At 45.1% G+C, this 14951-nt stretch carries 16 protein-coding genes; 5 read left to right on the top strand and 11 right to left on the bottom strand.

Going from position 1 to position 14951, the window contains the following annotated elements:
* Positions 1-67 precede the first annotated feature (67 nt).
* From FLM53_RS13080 to FLM53_RS13105, 6 genes are all read right to left on the bottom strand, one after another.
* A complete protein-coding gene (locus FLM53_RS13080; protein WP_008221742.1) occupies positions 68-460 on the bottom strand; it encodes a metalloregulator ArsR/SmtB family transcription factor in 393 nt (130 codons plus the stop codon).
* A 76-nt stretch (positions 461-536) separates the two neighbouring features.
* Positions 537-1484, bottom strand: a complete 948-nt coding sequence (locus tag FLM53_RS13085; protein ID WP_176681689.1) for a permease — start codon at positions 1482-1484, stop codon at positions 537-539.
* A 428-nt stretch (positions 1485-1912) separates the two neighbouring features.
* Complete coding sequence (locus tag FLM53_RS13090) at positions 1913-2338, bottom strand: rhodanese-like domain-containing protein (RefSeq protein ID WP_176681688.1); 426 nt, start codon at positions 2336-2338, stop codon at positions 1913-1915.
* Between the two features lie 68 nt (positions 2339-2406).
* A complete protein-coding gene (locus FLM53_RS13095; RefSeq protein WP_176681687.1) occupies positions 2407-3855 on the bottom strand; it encodes an FAD-dependent oxidoreductase in 1449 nt (482 codons plus the stop codon).
* An 80-nt stretch (positions 3856-3935) separates the two neighbouring features.
* Positions 3936-5345 (bottom strand): cation:dicarboxylate symporter family transporter, encoded by a 1410-nt coding sequence (locus FLM53_RS13100; protein WP_176681686.1) that lies wholly within the window; start codon positions 5343-5345, stop codon positions 3936-3938.
* A gap of 463 nt (positions 5346-5808) precedes the next feature.
* Positions 5809-7071 (bottom strand): amidohydrolase family protein, encoded by a 1263-nt coding sequence (locus FLM53_RS13105; protein WP_176681685.1) that lies wholly within the window; start codon positions 7069-7071, stop codon positions 5809-5811.
* A 302-nt stretch (positions 7072-7373) separates the two neighbouring features.
* Here FLM53_RS13105 and FLM53_RS13110 point away from each other — a divergent pair, with 302 nt between their 5' ends.
* Positions 7374-7853 (top strand): hypothetical protein, encoded by a 480-nt coding sequence (locus FLM53_RS13110; protein WP_176681684.1) that lies wholly within the window; start codon positions 7374-7376, stop codon positions 7851-7853.
* A gap of 116 nt (positions 7854-7969) precedes the next feature.
* Here the strand turns inward: FLM53_RS13110 and FLM53_RS13115 are convergent, their stop codons facing one another.
* Both FLM53_RS13115 and FLM53_RS13120 read right to left on the bottom strand, forming a co-directional pair.
* Positions 7970-9700: an amidohydrolase gene (locus FLM53_RS13115; RefSeq protein ID WP_176681683.1), complete on the bottom strand. Its 1731-nt coding sequence runs from the start codon at positions 9698-9700 to the stop codon at positions 7970-7972.
* 125 nt (positions 9701-9825) lie between these two features.
* Entirely contained in the window at positions 9826-10002 is a 177-nt protein-coding gene (locus FLM53_RS13120; protein ID WP_165886745.1) for a hypothetical protein, read from the bottom strand.
* A gap of 70 nt (positions 10003-10072) precedes the next feature.
* Here FLM53_RS13120 and FLM53_RS13125 point away from each other — a divergent pair, with 70 nt between their 5' ends.
* The 3 genes from FLM53_RS13125 (at position 10073) to FLM53_RS13135 (ending at position 12337) form a co-directional block, all read left to right on the top strand.
* On the top strand, positions 10073-11017 hold the full coding sequence (locus FLM53_RS13125) for an AraC family transcriptional regulator (RefSeq protein ID WP_176681682.1): 945 nt from the start codon (positions 10073-10075) through the stop codon (positions 11015-11017).
* A 149-nt stretch (positions 11018-11166) separates the two neighbouring features.
* On the top strand, positions 11167-11685 hold the full coding sequence (locus tag FLM53_RS13130) for a lipocalin family protein (RefSeq protein WP_026084473.1): 519 nt from the start codon (positions 11167-11169) through the stop codon (positions 11683-11685).
* 109 nt (positions 11686-11794) lie between these two features.
* Positions 11795-12337, top strand: a complete 543-nt coding sequence (locus tag FLM53_RS13135) for a cytochrome b (protein WP_176681681.1) — start codon at positions 11795-11797, stop codon at positions 12335-12337.
* Positions 12338-12465: 128 nt separating this feature from the next.
* Here FLM53_RS13135 and FLM53_RS13140 read toward each other — a convergent pair whose 3' ends face one another.
* Positions 12466-12840, bottom strand: a complete 375-nt coding sequence (locus FLM53_RS13140) for a hypothetical protein (protein WP_017633098.1) — start codon at positions 12838-12840, stop codon at positions 12466-12468.
* A gap of 48 nt (positions 12841-12888) precedes the next feature.
* Complete coding sequence (locus FLM53_RS13145; RefSeq protein WP_176681680.1) at positions 12889-13194, bottom strand: monooxygenase; 306 nt, start codon at positions 13192-13194, stop codon at positions 12889-12891.
* A gap of 180 nt (positions 13195-13374) precedes the next feature.
* On the opposite strand from FLM53_RS13145, the gene FLM53_RS13150 reads away from it, so the two are divergent.
* On the top strand, positions 13375-14271 hold the full coding sequence (locus FLM53_RS13150; protein WP_176681679.1) for a LysR family transcriptional regulator: 897 nt from the start codon (positions 13375-13377) through the stop codon (positions 14269-14271).
* Positions 14272-14313: 42 nt separating this feature from the next.
* On the opposite strand, the gene FLM53_RS13155 is transcribed toward FLM53_RS13150, so the two are convergent.
* The gene (locus FLM53_RS13155) at positions 14314-14928 is read right to left on the bottom strand and encodes a TetR/AcrR family transcriptional regulator (RefSeq protein ID WP_176681678.1); all 615 of its coding nucleotides are present in this window, start codon (positions 14926-14928) and stop codon (positions 14314-14316) included.
* Positions 14929-14951: the final 23 nt, after the last annotated feature.

The raw sequence follows: 14951 nt of genomic DNA on the forward strand, positions 1-14951 counted from the left end.
ATCCCTTTGTTGCGTCTCTCGCTGTCTCTCTTTTGTTATCGAGCTTCTATCTATTGAGCATCGAGAGCTAGCTAATTTTGCTGTGCCAAATCTCGCTGTCTGGGCCGACAACACATTCGCCATCGACTCGCATTGATAAACGAATCAAGCAGCGTTTGACCACTTCTTTGAAATCGTCTTCGGGCAAGTGTCTTACTGAATCGACCAAGGCTTTGCAGTGCGGAGCGGTTTGCTCTTTTAAGGTGTAGAACACCCACTTGCCTTTTTTCTCATGGTTGAGCAGGCCAGCTTTGTAGAGCATTTTTAGATTACGAGACACGTTGTATTGAGTTTCACCAATGATGTCCATTGCTTCAGCCACTGCCATGCATTCATCCACATGCAGGAACAACCAGAACAATCGCAGTCGATTGGGCTCTGATAAGGCTTTTAGCGAATCAATGTATTTTTCATCCATCATGGTTTTACCCTTCCAACTGAGTAGCGCCACTCTCTATGAGCGGCGCGAAGTTTTATTTTGTTCTGAGTAACCGATTTTACACAACGTATTGGAAGATAGCGCCACCAATGATGGCTGTCGTTAAGACGATTCCTACAAACGCGATTACGGCTTTTCTTTTTAGAACTGCAGATACTAGCGCGATTTCAGGCAAACTGGCACCAGTACCGCCAATAATTAGTGCCAATGCTGCGCCTAAGCCCATTCCTTTAGCAATTAACACGTTAAGCAGCGGAATCGCCATCTCGATACGCAGGTAAAGCGGGATACCAATCAAGGAAGCGACCACGATAGATTGGAAGCTATCACCACCCACGTATTTCTCTACCAAATCTGCTGGCAAGTAAGCCGCCGAGAATCCACTGATCGCCGCACCCAATAATACATACGGGATGATTCGCTTAAACAAAGCCCAAGCTCCGCCCATTGCATTGTGCATTCTTGATGTTGAAGAAGGAGCCGCGCCACAAGTGTTGCCTGTGTTTTTGGTATTGCTTGAACCTGAGCAGCCTTTGCCTTTGCCTTTGCCTTTGGTGTCTTCAAGCTCAGCACCACGTTTGATCTCGCTTCTCCAAGGAGATTTAGAAATCAAGTAACCACCAAGAACCGCTGCGGTAAAGGTCACCAAGAAGTACACCACAGTGATCTTCAATCCGAACGCGGCGTACACCATCGCCAATACGATGAAGTTACACAGTGGCGCGGAGATGATGAAGCTCATCACCGTACCTAATGATGCGCCCATCGACGCCATTGCCATGGTCACCGGAACCACAGCTGCGCTACAAAATGGGGTCAACATCCCGAACAACGCGCCCAATAAGGTTCCCCATTTATCGTGTTTGGTCAGCGTCGCTTGGAGTTTATCTTGAGGGATATACTCTCGCATGATGCCAGTCAGAACCGACACAATGGCGATGATAACGACCAGACCTTTGGCCACATAAAAGAACTCATTTAACGCAATAACTAATTTAGCATCCACAATTGGAATCTCTAGCAAGTGAAAAGAGGTTGAATCATATATACACATGCACAATCGTGCAAGTGTGTATATTTAAGTTAATTGAAAATAAACTAGGTTAAGCGTGCTTGTGGTTTATGGTTTTCTTTCGGGGTAGTTGTGTCTTTATTTTTTTAACTTCTAAAAATCAATAGCTTAAATTATTCATGTAAGGCGAGGGATAGAGGGTGAAAGTAAGACAAGTTATTTGAAAAATAATAATGAGACAGCGGGAATGTGTGGGTTATTCGGGAATTACATTCTGTGAATGCGAGGCAAGCACAGAATATAACGTCTAGTATCACCGGGCAGGATCGATACTCGAATACATACTGAGTAGCAGGAATTAGCGTAGGACAGTTGAGCGCTACGCTCGATTTAACTCAGTACGATTTTATTGAGTTGGATGTTTATTGAGTTGGCATTTCAATGTCACCTGATTGCTCCGCCCAAGCAGCAAAGCCACCTGCGAGGTTTTTAACGGGTTTTAACCCCATCTCCGAGGCCATCTTGGCAGCGTAAAGAGAACGCAAACCGTGGGCACAATAAAACACGTAGGTTTTGTCTTGGTTGAATACTTTATTGTGAGCGGGGCATTCTGGATCAATCAAGAATTCCAACATGCCTCTTGGGCAAGTAAAAGCGCCGGGAATAATGCCAAGCTTGTTTCTTTCTTCGGCTTCTCTCACATCGACAAACACGTAGTCATCAAGTGTGTTTTGCTTGTCGTCGCTACCATTGAATAGCGCTTTTACTTCTTCTACCGACATATCTTCAACGACTTGGTAGGCTTCTTCTTTTAGGGCTTTAATGCCTTTGGTAATGGTTTGTGCCATGGTTTTCTCTCACATTAAATTGGGTGATGGTGATTAAATTAAGTGCACTTTATTAAATTAGATTACGGTTATTTCGCAACATTGCCCGCCACATTCAGCGCGTCCCATGTTCGTGCAAAAGGAGGAGCGTAGCTGAAATCAAGGTAACCCAATTGTTGAGTCGTCATGCCAGCAGTAATCGCAACGCCTAATGCATTTAGCCGACCTACAGCGCCTTTCTTGCCGACAATTTCTCCACCTAAAAGGCGTTTAGATTCAGGGGCGTAAGTAAGTTTTATCTTGATGTCTTCTTGGCCGGGATAATAATCCGTTTGGTTCTTGTCATTAATGACTGAGGTACTGGTTGGCACTGCGTATTGATTTGCCATCCAATGAGAAATGCCCGTGCTAGCAAGCTCGTAATCAAGCACCTTCAAAGACGATGAACCTAAGAAACCATCGAGGAAGGTCTCTTTGCCTGCTAATCTGTCAGCCATCATTCGAGCCTGTTTATTGGCTGTGGTGGCAAGTGGCAAATACACGGGCTGATCGAGCGTTAAGTGATGAACCGTCGCGCAGTCACCTACGGCGTAAATATTGGCTACGGGTGTCGCCCCAAACTTATCGACTAACAAAGCGCCGTTGGGGAGCTTTGGTAGATCAAACAATTCGGTATTGGGTTTGAAGCCAAGCGCCAGAATTACGATGTCGGCTTGGATCGTGGTGTATTCAGGTTCTGCCGTATAGATAGTGGCTTCGTTGGTGTTATTGGCCGCGGATTGAGTTTTGCTCACCGTAAGCAGATAACTCATTTTCCCATTATTTCCTTCGCCGCTGCCTTTTGAAGCAAAACGCTCGATGTGTTCGACTTGGGTGTTAGTCAGTAGGTTGGTTCCTGTGTCACGAATGGCATCTTCGACGTCGGAGATCATCTCTGGGCTGAATTGTCGGCTCATGATGTGCGCTTCGCGCTCAATAATGGTGACGTCTTTTCCTAAGTCATGTGCCGCATCGAACATCTCTAATCCAATAAAACCTGCACCAATGATTGCGACGCGAGGTTTATCTACTGCGAGCATGGCTTGTTTCACGGCAACGCCATCTTCCATGCTAGTGAGTGTGTAAACGTGTTCGGTGCTATTCGAGTCAGCACGCTCATGATTACCCACACGAAATGAGGTCGCGAAGTCTGGAATTAAAGGGCGCGCACCTGTCGCGATGATTAACTTATCAAATGGAATATCTTGTGATTCGCCTTGTGTGTTGACTGTGATGATTTGCTCGGCCGCATTCACCGCGATCACTTCTGTATTGATGTGAACATCGAGCCCTGAATCGATGGCTTGTTGCGGTGTGCGAGAGATCATGCGATCTGTATTTGAGAACTTGTCGCCAACAAAGTAGGGTAAGCCACACGCACCAAATGAAAGGTAGCTGCGTTTTTCAATCACGATAACATCATCTGTCGGTTGGTTTCTTTTGTACTTGGCAGCAAAGCTCATACCTGCGGCACTGCCACCTAAAATTACGATTTTCATAGTGGTACTTCTCTTATAAGGGCGCGGCATTCGCACCCAGTGTTCATTTGGATGAATTTGAATAACTTGAGTGATTTGCGTTAAGCAGGAATCTCGTTATTGGCTGTGTTCGACGGGGATTGTGCTTTGTACTGTTCTGTATTTAATGAACCGTTAGTTTTGGCAGTCAGCACGCCAGACAACATCGAACCTGAGATGTTGAGAGCGGTACGCGCCATATCAATCAAGGCTTCAATCGAGACCAGTATCGCGACAATTGTGATGTCTAGTCCCATGATGGTTAGCACGGCAACCGCTGCGAAGGTTGCGCCGCCACCGACCCCTGCAATACCGAATGAAGCAATGGCAATCACGGCGATAAGTTGCAGAACAAAGCTCAGGTCAATTGGGATACCCATTACTTGCGCTGCCATGATGGCGAGCATTGCTGGGTAAATACCTGCACAACCGTTTTGGCCAATACTAGTACCGAATGTTGCCGACATATTGGCTGTTTCTTCATCCACACCAAGGCGTTGAGTTTGTGTTTCTACGTTTAGTGGAATGGCGGCCATGCTTGAGCGAGAACCGAAGCCGAAGACCAATACAGGCCAAGATTTTTTCGCGAATATCTTTGGAGACAAACCAAATAAGCTTACAAGCACAAGGTGAACCACAAACATCACTGCGATTGCTGCGTAGCTTGCGATAACGAATCGCCCCATTTCTGAGAGTGCGAACAAATCGTTGTTCATCATGAATTTGGTCATCAAAGCGAACACGCCATAAGGGGTAAGCTTTAATATTTCTCGCACCATCGATAGTACGACTTCTTTCGCTGCATTGATGAAATCAACAAAACTTTGTACTTTCTCTGGCTTACGCTTTTTCACTTGTAGGATGCTAAAGCCAAGGAACATACCAAATAGAACCGTCGACAGTGTTGAGGTTCTTTCTGCACCCGTCAGCATCTCAAAAATATTGGCTGGGATGATAGACAACACCAAGCTAGTAAAGGTGTTGTTCGACATCAGTTCTTGAGTCGAAAGCAAGCTATCACTGCGCGCTTCAATGGCGGTGTTAGTCCCCATTGCAGAAACTAAGCTGTTCGCGTCTATATTGAATAAGTAGATACTCGCAATACCGATGATCGCCGAGATAGCCACTGTGAAAATCAACACACCGATGACTTTCGGTGCGATTTTCGAGAGGGCGCTGGTGCCTTCTACGTTCATAATAGAAGCTGTCATCGCAACAAACACCAGTGGAATCACTATCATCTGCAGCAGCTTGACGTAGCCATTCCCGAACAGAGAAATTAGCTCAGAGAACTGCAGGCCAACCGCACTGTCTGTTCCTAGTGCTATTTGGATAATGCCGCCAAAAAGAAGGCCGCCAGCCAGTGCGCTAAGCACACGGAAGTTGAAGCTTTTCTTCTGTTTTTTAAAGCGAGATAGCACAACGTAAAAGCCGAGGAAAATGGCACTCAGTGCCAGTAAGGTTAAGCTCATTTTCAGCTCCTATTATTTACAGCTAATTAAAATCACCAGATCGAGGCGCAGAATGTGTGTGAGGTGTTTTTACCAAAGGCGCACAAGGTTTGAAGAGTTGTCCAGTGAAGGAATACCTGTAAGACGGAGCTTGATAAAAAAAGACGGCAAAAAATCTTAATTAATTTTCAAATTAAAAAACGGACGCTTTTCCGGGGGTGTTTTGCCGCTATTTTTCAGAATGATGGGCAATTTCTTCGTCTTTTTAGGCGCTGTATCGTCTTAGTCAAATGAGCTAAATTTGGTGGCTATGTTTGGTGAATTTTGGCGATTTATGAAGGGATCTATTCGGGTGAGTGTGCCGCGGGATAATCAGGGGGGAAATCAAGAATTGAAGGGCTTTGAGCGATGAGTTTTAAATAAAAACGGTGCCATGACGAATTCGCCATAGCACTGTTGTTTGTTCTAACCTTTAGGCTCTTAATTAAAGGCTGTTTTTATACACTTTGCCGTCTTTCATGATCAGCTTTTGTGTCTCTGTATTTGCTACACATGCTACGCCTTCCAGCGGGTTACCGTCGATAATCAATAGGTCGGCATACGCACCTTCAACAATCTGACCTAGCTTGCCTTCTTGGTAAGGGTGTTGGTAAGTCGACATCTCGAACAAGCGACCGCAGTTTGATGTCGCCATACGAAGTGCCGTGATGGTATCGAACACTTGTTCAATCGCACCAAGCTCATTCAGTTGTGTTGCATGCACATTGGTTTCGCCGACACAGTCGGTACCAAAGGCGATGTTTTGGATATCGTATTTCTTGATAAGCTCCGCCGACTTGAACATGGCTTTACCTACACGCTCTGTTTTGCGGTATGTCCCTTCGTTTGGCAGCGGGATCTTACGCGCTGCAATCAATGAAGAGGTAAAGTAAGACGGAATCACCCAGATGCCTTTCTCTTTGATGATTTCGGCAATGTCGTCATCCATGATGGTCGCGTGTTCGAAAGACATCACGCCTGCTTCCGCTGCACGGCGCATCGCATCGGAAGTGTGGATGTGCGCAGCGACATAAGTACCGTAATCTGAAGCAGCTTGTACTGCGGCTTCCATCTCGTCAGAAGTAAACTGTAATGTGTCTAGCGGGTCGAAGGTTGATGATGCACCACCACCTGCCATGATCTTGATTTGTGATGCGCCCATAAACAGCTGTTCACGCACCGCTTTCAATACTTCTGAACGGCCATCAGCCACTCTCATTGCGCCAAGTTTCATCATTGGCGAGTCTTCGTGCCCGTTAGCCAAACGTTCTTGCGCTTGGTTCTGGCGGTAATCTGAGTGGCCACTGGTTTGTGAAATAGCCGCCATTGAAGGCAGAATTCGTGGGCCAGTTGCGTAACCGTTGTCGATACTTTTCTTGAGGCCAAGCGTGTTACCCGCTACATCACGAATGGTGGTAAAGCCGCGCATCAGCATCTCTTCTGAAATTTTAGCTGAGCGAATCGCCACTTCTTCACGTGTCATGGTATCAATCACATTGAAAGGTGCAGATAGCGTGATATGAACGTGCGCATCGATCAAACCTGGCATTACCGTACCACCTTTAGCATCGATAATTTCATCCGCTAACGTTGCATCAACCTCGCCAATTTGAGTAATCAAGTTGTCTTCAATAAGAAGTGATACGTTCTCGATTAGGTTGTTATCAACACCGTTAAATACGTTCGCGTTAGTGATTAGCTTTTTCATAGTCTGCACCTTTTGGAAATGAGTGTGTGTCGCTGATGGAGCCATCATAGGCGGTGCAGTATTTTTAAAATTGCCATTTGGTGACAAGCAGTGACGAGACTTATCTTTTCGCGCTTTTCTATATTTTTGAGTTTTGCTGTATAGAGGAAAGAGAATTATTGGTACAGAAAATGATCAACCAATAAAGATTAACAATTTTGAATGGAAAGGGGATGATGTCACCAAATGGTAAGTTTTGTTCTGATTCGAACGCTAAGATGTATTTCAAATCGAGGCTACTTATCAAATTAAAGAGAGACAACATGATTAATTCAGACAAAGTTTACGGATTCAACACACCACAACGTCTATTCGTAGGTTACACGTTAGCTGTGCTGGTGGACTTAGTGGTCCTTAACTTCTTCGATGAGTACTGGGACTTCGTGAACATTGAGTCTTTCACTATTTCTTTGATAGCGGCGTTATTGCTACAGCTATTGTTGAAGCTCTCTATTGGTTTGGAACACAAGATTGCCGAGCACTTCAAAAGTAAGCCGGGTACAGCGCCTAAGGTTTACCGTGCAATCACCACTTACATCATCTTGGTGGGTTCAAAGTTCGTAATGCTTGAAGCAATTAACTTATTATTCGGCGAGAAGGTGAGCTTTACTGGTCCTTGGAATGGTGTAGTAGCTTTCTTCGCAGTGGTATTTACGATTCTGATTGCTGAAGTGATTGTATCGAAGATCTACTTTGCTCTTGATGATAAAGCCGCTGAAGGCAAACCAGTAGCGCAATCATAATTGAAGGCGAGTTCATCGCCCAATCGAGACTGACATGAAAAACGAGCCAGCTAATTGCTGGCTCGTTTTCGTTTGTGTGATGTATAACCTTAATCTATCCGATACATTTGTTGGTTTTACTTCTCGTAAACCACATCCCCTCGCAATACCGTCATCAACACTTGAGTCTTGGCGATACCTCTTGCTGACAAGGTGGTGATGTCTTTATCAAGAATGGCGAAGTCTGCTGACTTACCAACTTCAATAGAGCCTGTTACGTCTTCAATTCCAAGGCTCTTGGCTGCGTTGAGGGTGTAAGCGTCGATGGCTGTATAGATATCGGTTAGACCTGTTTTGCCCATGATTAAGCTGTTCGCGATGCCGACCAAAGGGTTGATGTCGTGTACATTCCAGTCACTACTTAGGGTGATATTGGCGTCGGTTTTGACTATCGCGGCTAGGTTCATCATGGCTTTGGCGCGTCGAGCACCAAGGAAAGCTTCCACCCATTGGTGTTGATGCCTTGCAATGTAATCAGACCCTACTTGAAAATCCGCCGTTACATCGAGTTGTTTGAAGCGGGGGACATCCTCATCATTGATCAATTCAACGTGGGTTAAGGTATAAGGTTTTTGCGAGCCTTGTTTACGCACGCTCTCTATTGCATTCAAAGATTCACGAACTGCACCGTCACCAATCGCATGAATATGCGCACTAAAACCGATTTTATCGAGTGCGCTGAGCCACTCTTTCATCTGTGCTGGTGGAATGTAGTTTAAGCCATTCGGCGACTGTGGTAGATAAGTATCCAAGTAGGGTGCGAGTGTTTTTGCTGTGCCATTAATGAAGATACCATCGCTGTACATTTTCACCTGATCGACCAGCAGCAGACGGTTTTTGTCATCGGAATACATCTTCTCGAATACTTCGAGCTGAGAAGGTATCGCCATTGATGGATAAACCCAAGGGCGCAAAGATACACGCGCTGTGAGATCTTGGTTTTGTTCTGCCTCTAGCCAAACGTCATACCAGCCTCGTTTCCAATACATCCGACCGTCACCTATGGTGGTGATGCCGTGCGCGGACGCTTCTTCAAGACCGTACATTAAGCCTTGGTAGCTCTGTTCAAAGAGCTCGCTTTGACTGTTCCACGCCATCTCCATGATTTGGTCGCCAGCATTATCCAATAAGATACCGTTAAGCTCTCCGCTATCAGGATCTTTTAGATATGCACCGCCTTGTGGGTCTGGAGATTGTTGGCTGATTCGGGCGATTTTCAGTGCTTTAGAGTTGACCCACATCGAGTGCGAGGTTTGCTCCATGATGACAACGGGGCGGTTTGGGAAGACACTGTCGATGATCTCTAGTGGTGTGTATTCAGAATCACTGTCGAGTGTCGATTCCAAAGAAAAACCATAACCCATTAGCCAACCTCTGCCATCGGTATCAGCATTGATCTTACACGCTTCTAGGTAGGGGATTTGTTCTTCTAATGTAGCTTCTGAATCCAGTTCACAATTGCCACCTAGTTCAGAGGCGGCTTCGAAAACATGGTTATGATTATCAATGAAGCCCGGAAGAACAAAGGCATTTTCTAAGTCGATGACATCGGTACTCTGCCCTTGAAAAGCTTTCGCTTGCGAGTGGTCGCCAATGAAAATGATCTTGCCGTTGTGGGTAACGATCGAGTCAGATTCACGATGCCCGTAGATATCGGCATTAGTAAAGATTTGATCAGCAGTCTGGCTTTGGGCCGTTGTTTTCTCTTGTACAACGGTGTTGTCTTGTCCAAATGCGGGCGAAACAGCGCCTAAACTGGCGAGTAAAGCGATCCATGCAGTGCGTGGCAAAGTGAGCTTGTTGTTCATTCTTATGTATTCCATTTTCCACTGTTTAATAAGTATAGAAAGCGAGTGGCCAGTGTGAAACTCTACATGAGTGACAAATAAAAACTGCGTTTAATCAACAAGCTGTCGTTTGAATGAGCTTTTATTTACGACTCTTGTCTTAGGCTTTTACGCAGATCTTTTTTGTATTCGTCATAAGAGTTATAGCCATAGAGTTTCCAAGTGTGATCACCCTTAATGTTGTGGTTGTAGGTGATCTCTCCGATCCACTGCTGACGTGTGGCAAGAATCATAGCGCGGATTTTTAATAATAAAGTGTCCATAGTTGCTCTCCTGATTAAGTTCACCTGCAGTATATTTAGCAGTGACCACCGGAGGAGTATCGTTAGCGCAATGTTCAATACTTTTCAGTCAATGTGCTCATATGAATGGTTTGATGCGTATACTTTCAATATTAAAAAGTCACAGAGCATCGCAATGAAGGGATACTTGGAAAAAGTGCCACAACGAATAGGCACATCATGGCGCTATAAGAAAATAGTCGAGAACAGTAAAAGCTACGGTTGGCATAGACATGAAGAGTATGAGATAGCGATACATCGTCACTTTGCAGGGCACAGTTTTATTGGGCATCACCAGAGTGATGTGTTTCACAATCATATGATTTTGGTTGGCCCAGATTTACCTCATGCTATCTATTCAGAAGAGGGTGCAGACGACTCGCGAATCTGTGAAACCCACGTGGTTTGGTTTCGCAAAGACTGGATAGAGCAATTAATCGCGTGTTGCCGTGAGCTCGAACCGCTGCGTGCTTTGTTGGAAGATTCTAAGAAAGGGCTGCAGTTTTCCCCCGCTACCGCAGAGAAAGCGACGGAACTGTTGAATAAGGTGATGGACCAGTCGCCACATCAACAACTGCTGACCTTGTTCTCTCTGTTTGCGCTGTTGCTTGAGGATCAAGAAGTGGTGCAGTTGATAAACCCTATCTTCAATTCGGATGATGAAGATGAGGTTAGCGATAAGTTGGACAGGGTTGAAGCCTTTTTGGTGAACAACTTTATTCGAGATATCTCAGTTAACGATTTAGCCAAGCATCTCTATATCAGTGAGAGCAGTGTTAGGCGGCTTTTTCAAAAGCACTACAATGAGAGTTTTAGCCAACGGTTAAAGAAAATTAGGTTGAACGTGGCGTGTGATTTGTTGCTCAACACATCACTACCTATTAGTTTGATTCTGGAGAAGGTGGGTTACGATAACCAAGCTAATTTCAATCGCCAGTTTAAATCCTATAAGCAGGTAACACCGACTCAATATCGCGCAGCAATGAAGCATCACTGATTCATTCACCAACGAAACAATTCCCATAAGCTTCTGAATAATTTACTGTTATATGAACCATATAAACGGATTTAACGTATTACCAAGGATGTAAGTTAGGGCTCTCACATGACTTACTCGAATTACTATGAAAACAAGTCGAGGTTAGGATGAAGAAAATATTATTGCTGCTGAGTGTCATTCTGTTGGGTGGATGCGTGGGCATGCCCGAAACAGTCAAGCCCGTTCAACAGTTTGAATTGGATAGATACTTAGGCAAATGGTACGAGGTGGCTCGTTTGGACCACTCGTTTGAGCGTGGCCTCAATAGCATCAGTGCTGAATATAGCCTGCGTGATGATGGTGGCGTGAAGGTGATTAACCGTGGCTATTCGGATGAAGATGGCGAATGGAATGAAGCGGAAGGTAAGGCGTATTTTGTCGAAGGCAGCGATCAGGGCTATTTGAAGGTGTCGTTCTTTGGTCCATTCTATGGCGCTTATGTGGTGTTCGAGCTGGATAAAGAGAACTACCAATACGCGTTTGTTTCTGGCCCAGATACCGATTATTTATGGCTGCTTTCTCGAACTCCGGAAGTCTCATCTGAGGTCATGGAGAAGTTTAAAGCGATGTCTAAAGAGCGTGGCTTCAATACCGATGAGTTGATTTACGTTGAGCACTCAAAATAACGGTATATAGCGGTTTCTTGGTCTTTACGTAACTTTACGTAAAGACCATGTTAAGTGTAATGATAATGAGTCAAAATAACATCTAGGTCAGAGACATAGAGTGGTCATTATGAATAAATCATTATCGAAACAGACGGTTATTTTCCATTGGCTTACCGGCATTTTGTTTATCGCTGTGTTTGTTATTGGACTTCAATTCGAAGGCATGCCTCGAGGTCCCGAAAAAGGCGAGTTAATGGGGCTGCACAAATCATTAGGTTTGATTGTTTTAGTTGTCGCACTTTCACGCTTTGTATGGCGTTTGAAAGAAGGGGCAATTGAGAGTGTGGCTGTATTAACAAGAGCGCAAGAACTTGCTGCGAAAGGCGTTCATCATTTCTTGTTATTAGTGACGTTAGCGATGCCAATTTCAGGTGCCGTAATGAGTGTTGCTGGTGGACGTGCATTAGAGCTATTCGGCATTGAGTTGATAGCTGCTGGTGAGAAAACGGAATGGTTGCAGTCTGCGGCTTCTTTCGTTCACGTGAATGCGGTGAACTTGATTATAGTGGTGTTTGCTCTCCATGTTTTGGGTGCATTGAAACACCAACTAGTGGACAAAGATGGCACACTGAGCCGCATGCTTGGTCGTTCATCGTCTGCTAGCAAGTAGCAAAATCAGACATCAAGATTATCTCTTATTTAGCGAATCTAACTTTGGTCTTGATAGAAAGATGAATATAAAAACACTCGGCGTATACCGAGTGTTTTTTTGTTTGTGTTACCTGAAAACCCCGCTTACTAAGCTTGCTTGCGAACCTGCAATACGCTCAGTACTGATAGCGAAAGGAAGAACGCAGGGTCACTCCAACCAAAGCCAACAAAGATACCGGTGAAAGCCGCGTACAGTGTGATGATCGCACCCAGCATATTGGTGACAACCAAACCTTGGATGAGCTTTTTAGCACTGATTCCCGCTTCAATATCTCGCAGTAACCATGTTATCGCTGCAATACCACCAAGGAAGATACTGGTGTGTTGAGACAGAAAGTAAGCGTACTTGTCATTAATTTCCACGCCGTACATAGGCCACATGACCGTTGGTAGGAAAAACAACGCGAAGGCAAACCCTGCGTAAATGATGCCGTGTAGGCTTAAAAACGTTTTATTGTTCATCTGTTATCTCTCTATCTCGTGCCTTTCGCTAACTCTTGATTCATTCTATTAGCCGTTGATTGGGCCTTTGTTAATGTTAGTTAATGGCTGGTTTACGTCAAAAATCACGCCGCGAACTTCTTCTACGCCCATTTCTTTCAAGCGAGCGGCATGCATAGCTAAGTAAGCCTCAGCACTGAGCTGATCTTCAAAAAGGTAGACACCACCGCCCAGTTTCTCGGCTTGGTTTTCTGTCCAGATTTTCCAGATCATGCCCGGTTCGTTGTTGATGGACTTGGCTAGGTCAACGAGTGCGTTCGACATCTCTTCACCGAAAGGGCCGTTAAATTCAAAATCAACTTGTAGTAGTTTCATGGTGTTTCTCCGTTTAACAAATTTCGTGTAACAAAATCCGCTGAAAAATAGGTGTTTAAGACAAACAAGCCATTCTCGTTTGTTGTTGAGATTTATATTGCCTGTTGAAATAGATATTACCTGTAAAAAACAGACAGAAAAGTTCATAATATTGCCATTAACTGTCAGGATTTTAGACCGATGAGATTAAAGACCACTCTAGACCAATGGCAAACACTCTATGAGATAGACCGCGCTGGCAGCATTCAGGCGGCGGCATTGCAATTGAATAAGAGCCACACCACGTTGATTTATGCGTTGAGAAAACTGGAAGATCAATTGGGCGTGTCTTTGGTTCAGGTTGAAGGCCGAAGGGCAGTGTTATCGGAAGATGGCAAAGCCTTATTGCGTCGGGCGAGCAGCATGCTGGAACAAGCTCGGGAATTGGAGCTGATCAGTGAGCAGTTAGCAAAGGGTGTGGAGTCTGAAATTGTGGTCGCCGTTGACCATTTGTGCTGCCTTGAGCGCCTTTATAAGCCGATGGCTGCGTTTATGGCAGAGAACAACACTACCTCAATCCAAGTGGTTGAAACATCCTTGTCGAAGACCACGGAAATGGTCACTCAAGAGCGAGCCGATGTTGCCATCATCAACCTGCCAATTACCAATTACTCGGCAGAAGCCTTTGGATTTACCAAGATGGAACCTGTTGTCGTAAGCTCGCACTCTTTAGCTAACGTGTCATCCATATCGCTCAACCAACTGTCGTCGCTACCACAAATAGTGGTGAGAGATTTAGGCTCGGTTGAAAAGCTGGGGGGGAAAAAAGATGTGGGTTGGTTGAAGTCGAGTCAGCGTATTACGGTCGATAATTTCGACCATGCCTTTGGTGCGGTAGAGCAGGGTGTAGGGTATTGCAGGCTACCTAAACATATTGTTGATAACCGAGGAAGCGACAAGCTCACTGTGTTAAATGTGGAAAATGGCAGTGGCTATCAAGTGCCGCTACATCTGACTCTGCCGAAAGGTGCGAAGACAGGTCCAGCCGCAAAGCGTTTCTATGAACTGCTTCTTGAGTCAGCCCAAAGTGCGGACTAAGTGCTATGAGAAACTGAGCTATGATCTATTAACTATGAGCTATTAACGAGGCTGGTTGCCGTTCAAGAATAGCGCGACACATTCTCGAGTGTAGTGAAGCCTTTCTTCTTCTGACTCGCCGCTATCGTGGCCGAAGAACGACCAATATGCCGACTTGCCATGAAACATCAGCAGCAGTTGGCGCGCCGCTATGATTGGCGAGCTTGTAGAAGAGAGCGTTAAGTCGCCAGACTCTATCTTAGTCTGCAAGTAATCGGCGAGTAACTTAGTGGTCTTCTGTGGCCCCGTTTCTAAATAAATAGAGGCAATTTCTGGATGCGTGTTGGATTGACTCACCGCGTTCTGAAAGGTTTGTCGAGATTGCTCATCAAGTAACAAATCCTGAAACTTCACACCAAATTTCACCAACTCATCACCCACCGCCGCATTCATATCAAAGGCAGCAGGGCTAAGTTCGCGCTCTGCACACTTGGTTTGCATGCAGGTTTCGAAAAGTTCGTCTTTGTTTTTAAAGTGAGAGTAGACCGTTTGCTTGGAAACGTTCGCCACTTTGGCTATCTGATCCATATTGATCTTGAAGCCATGCTCAGAGAAAAGCTGGCTTGCTGCGGTTAAGATCTGCGATCTCTTTTGTTCACTCTTGATGATTTTAGTCACGTGCTGCTTCTCGTTACTTGCTT

It is taken from the genome of Vibrio sp. Scap24 (genome assembly GCF_013394185.1).
Lineage (GTDB): Bacteria > Pseudomonadota > Gammaproteobacteria > Enterobacterales > Vibrionaceae > Vibrio > Vibrio pomeroyi.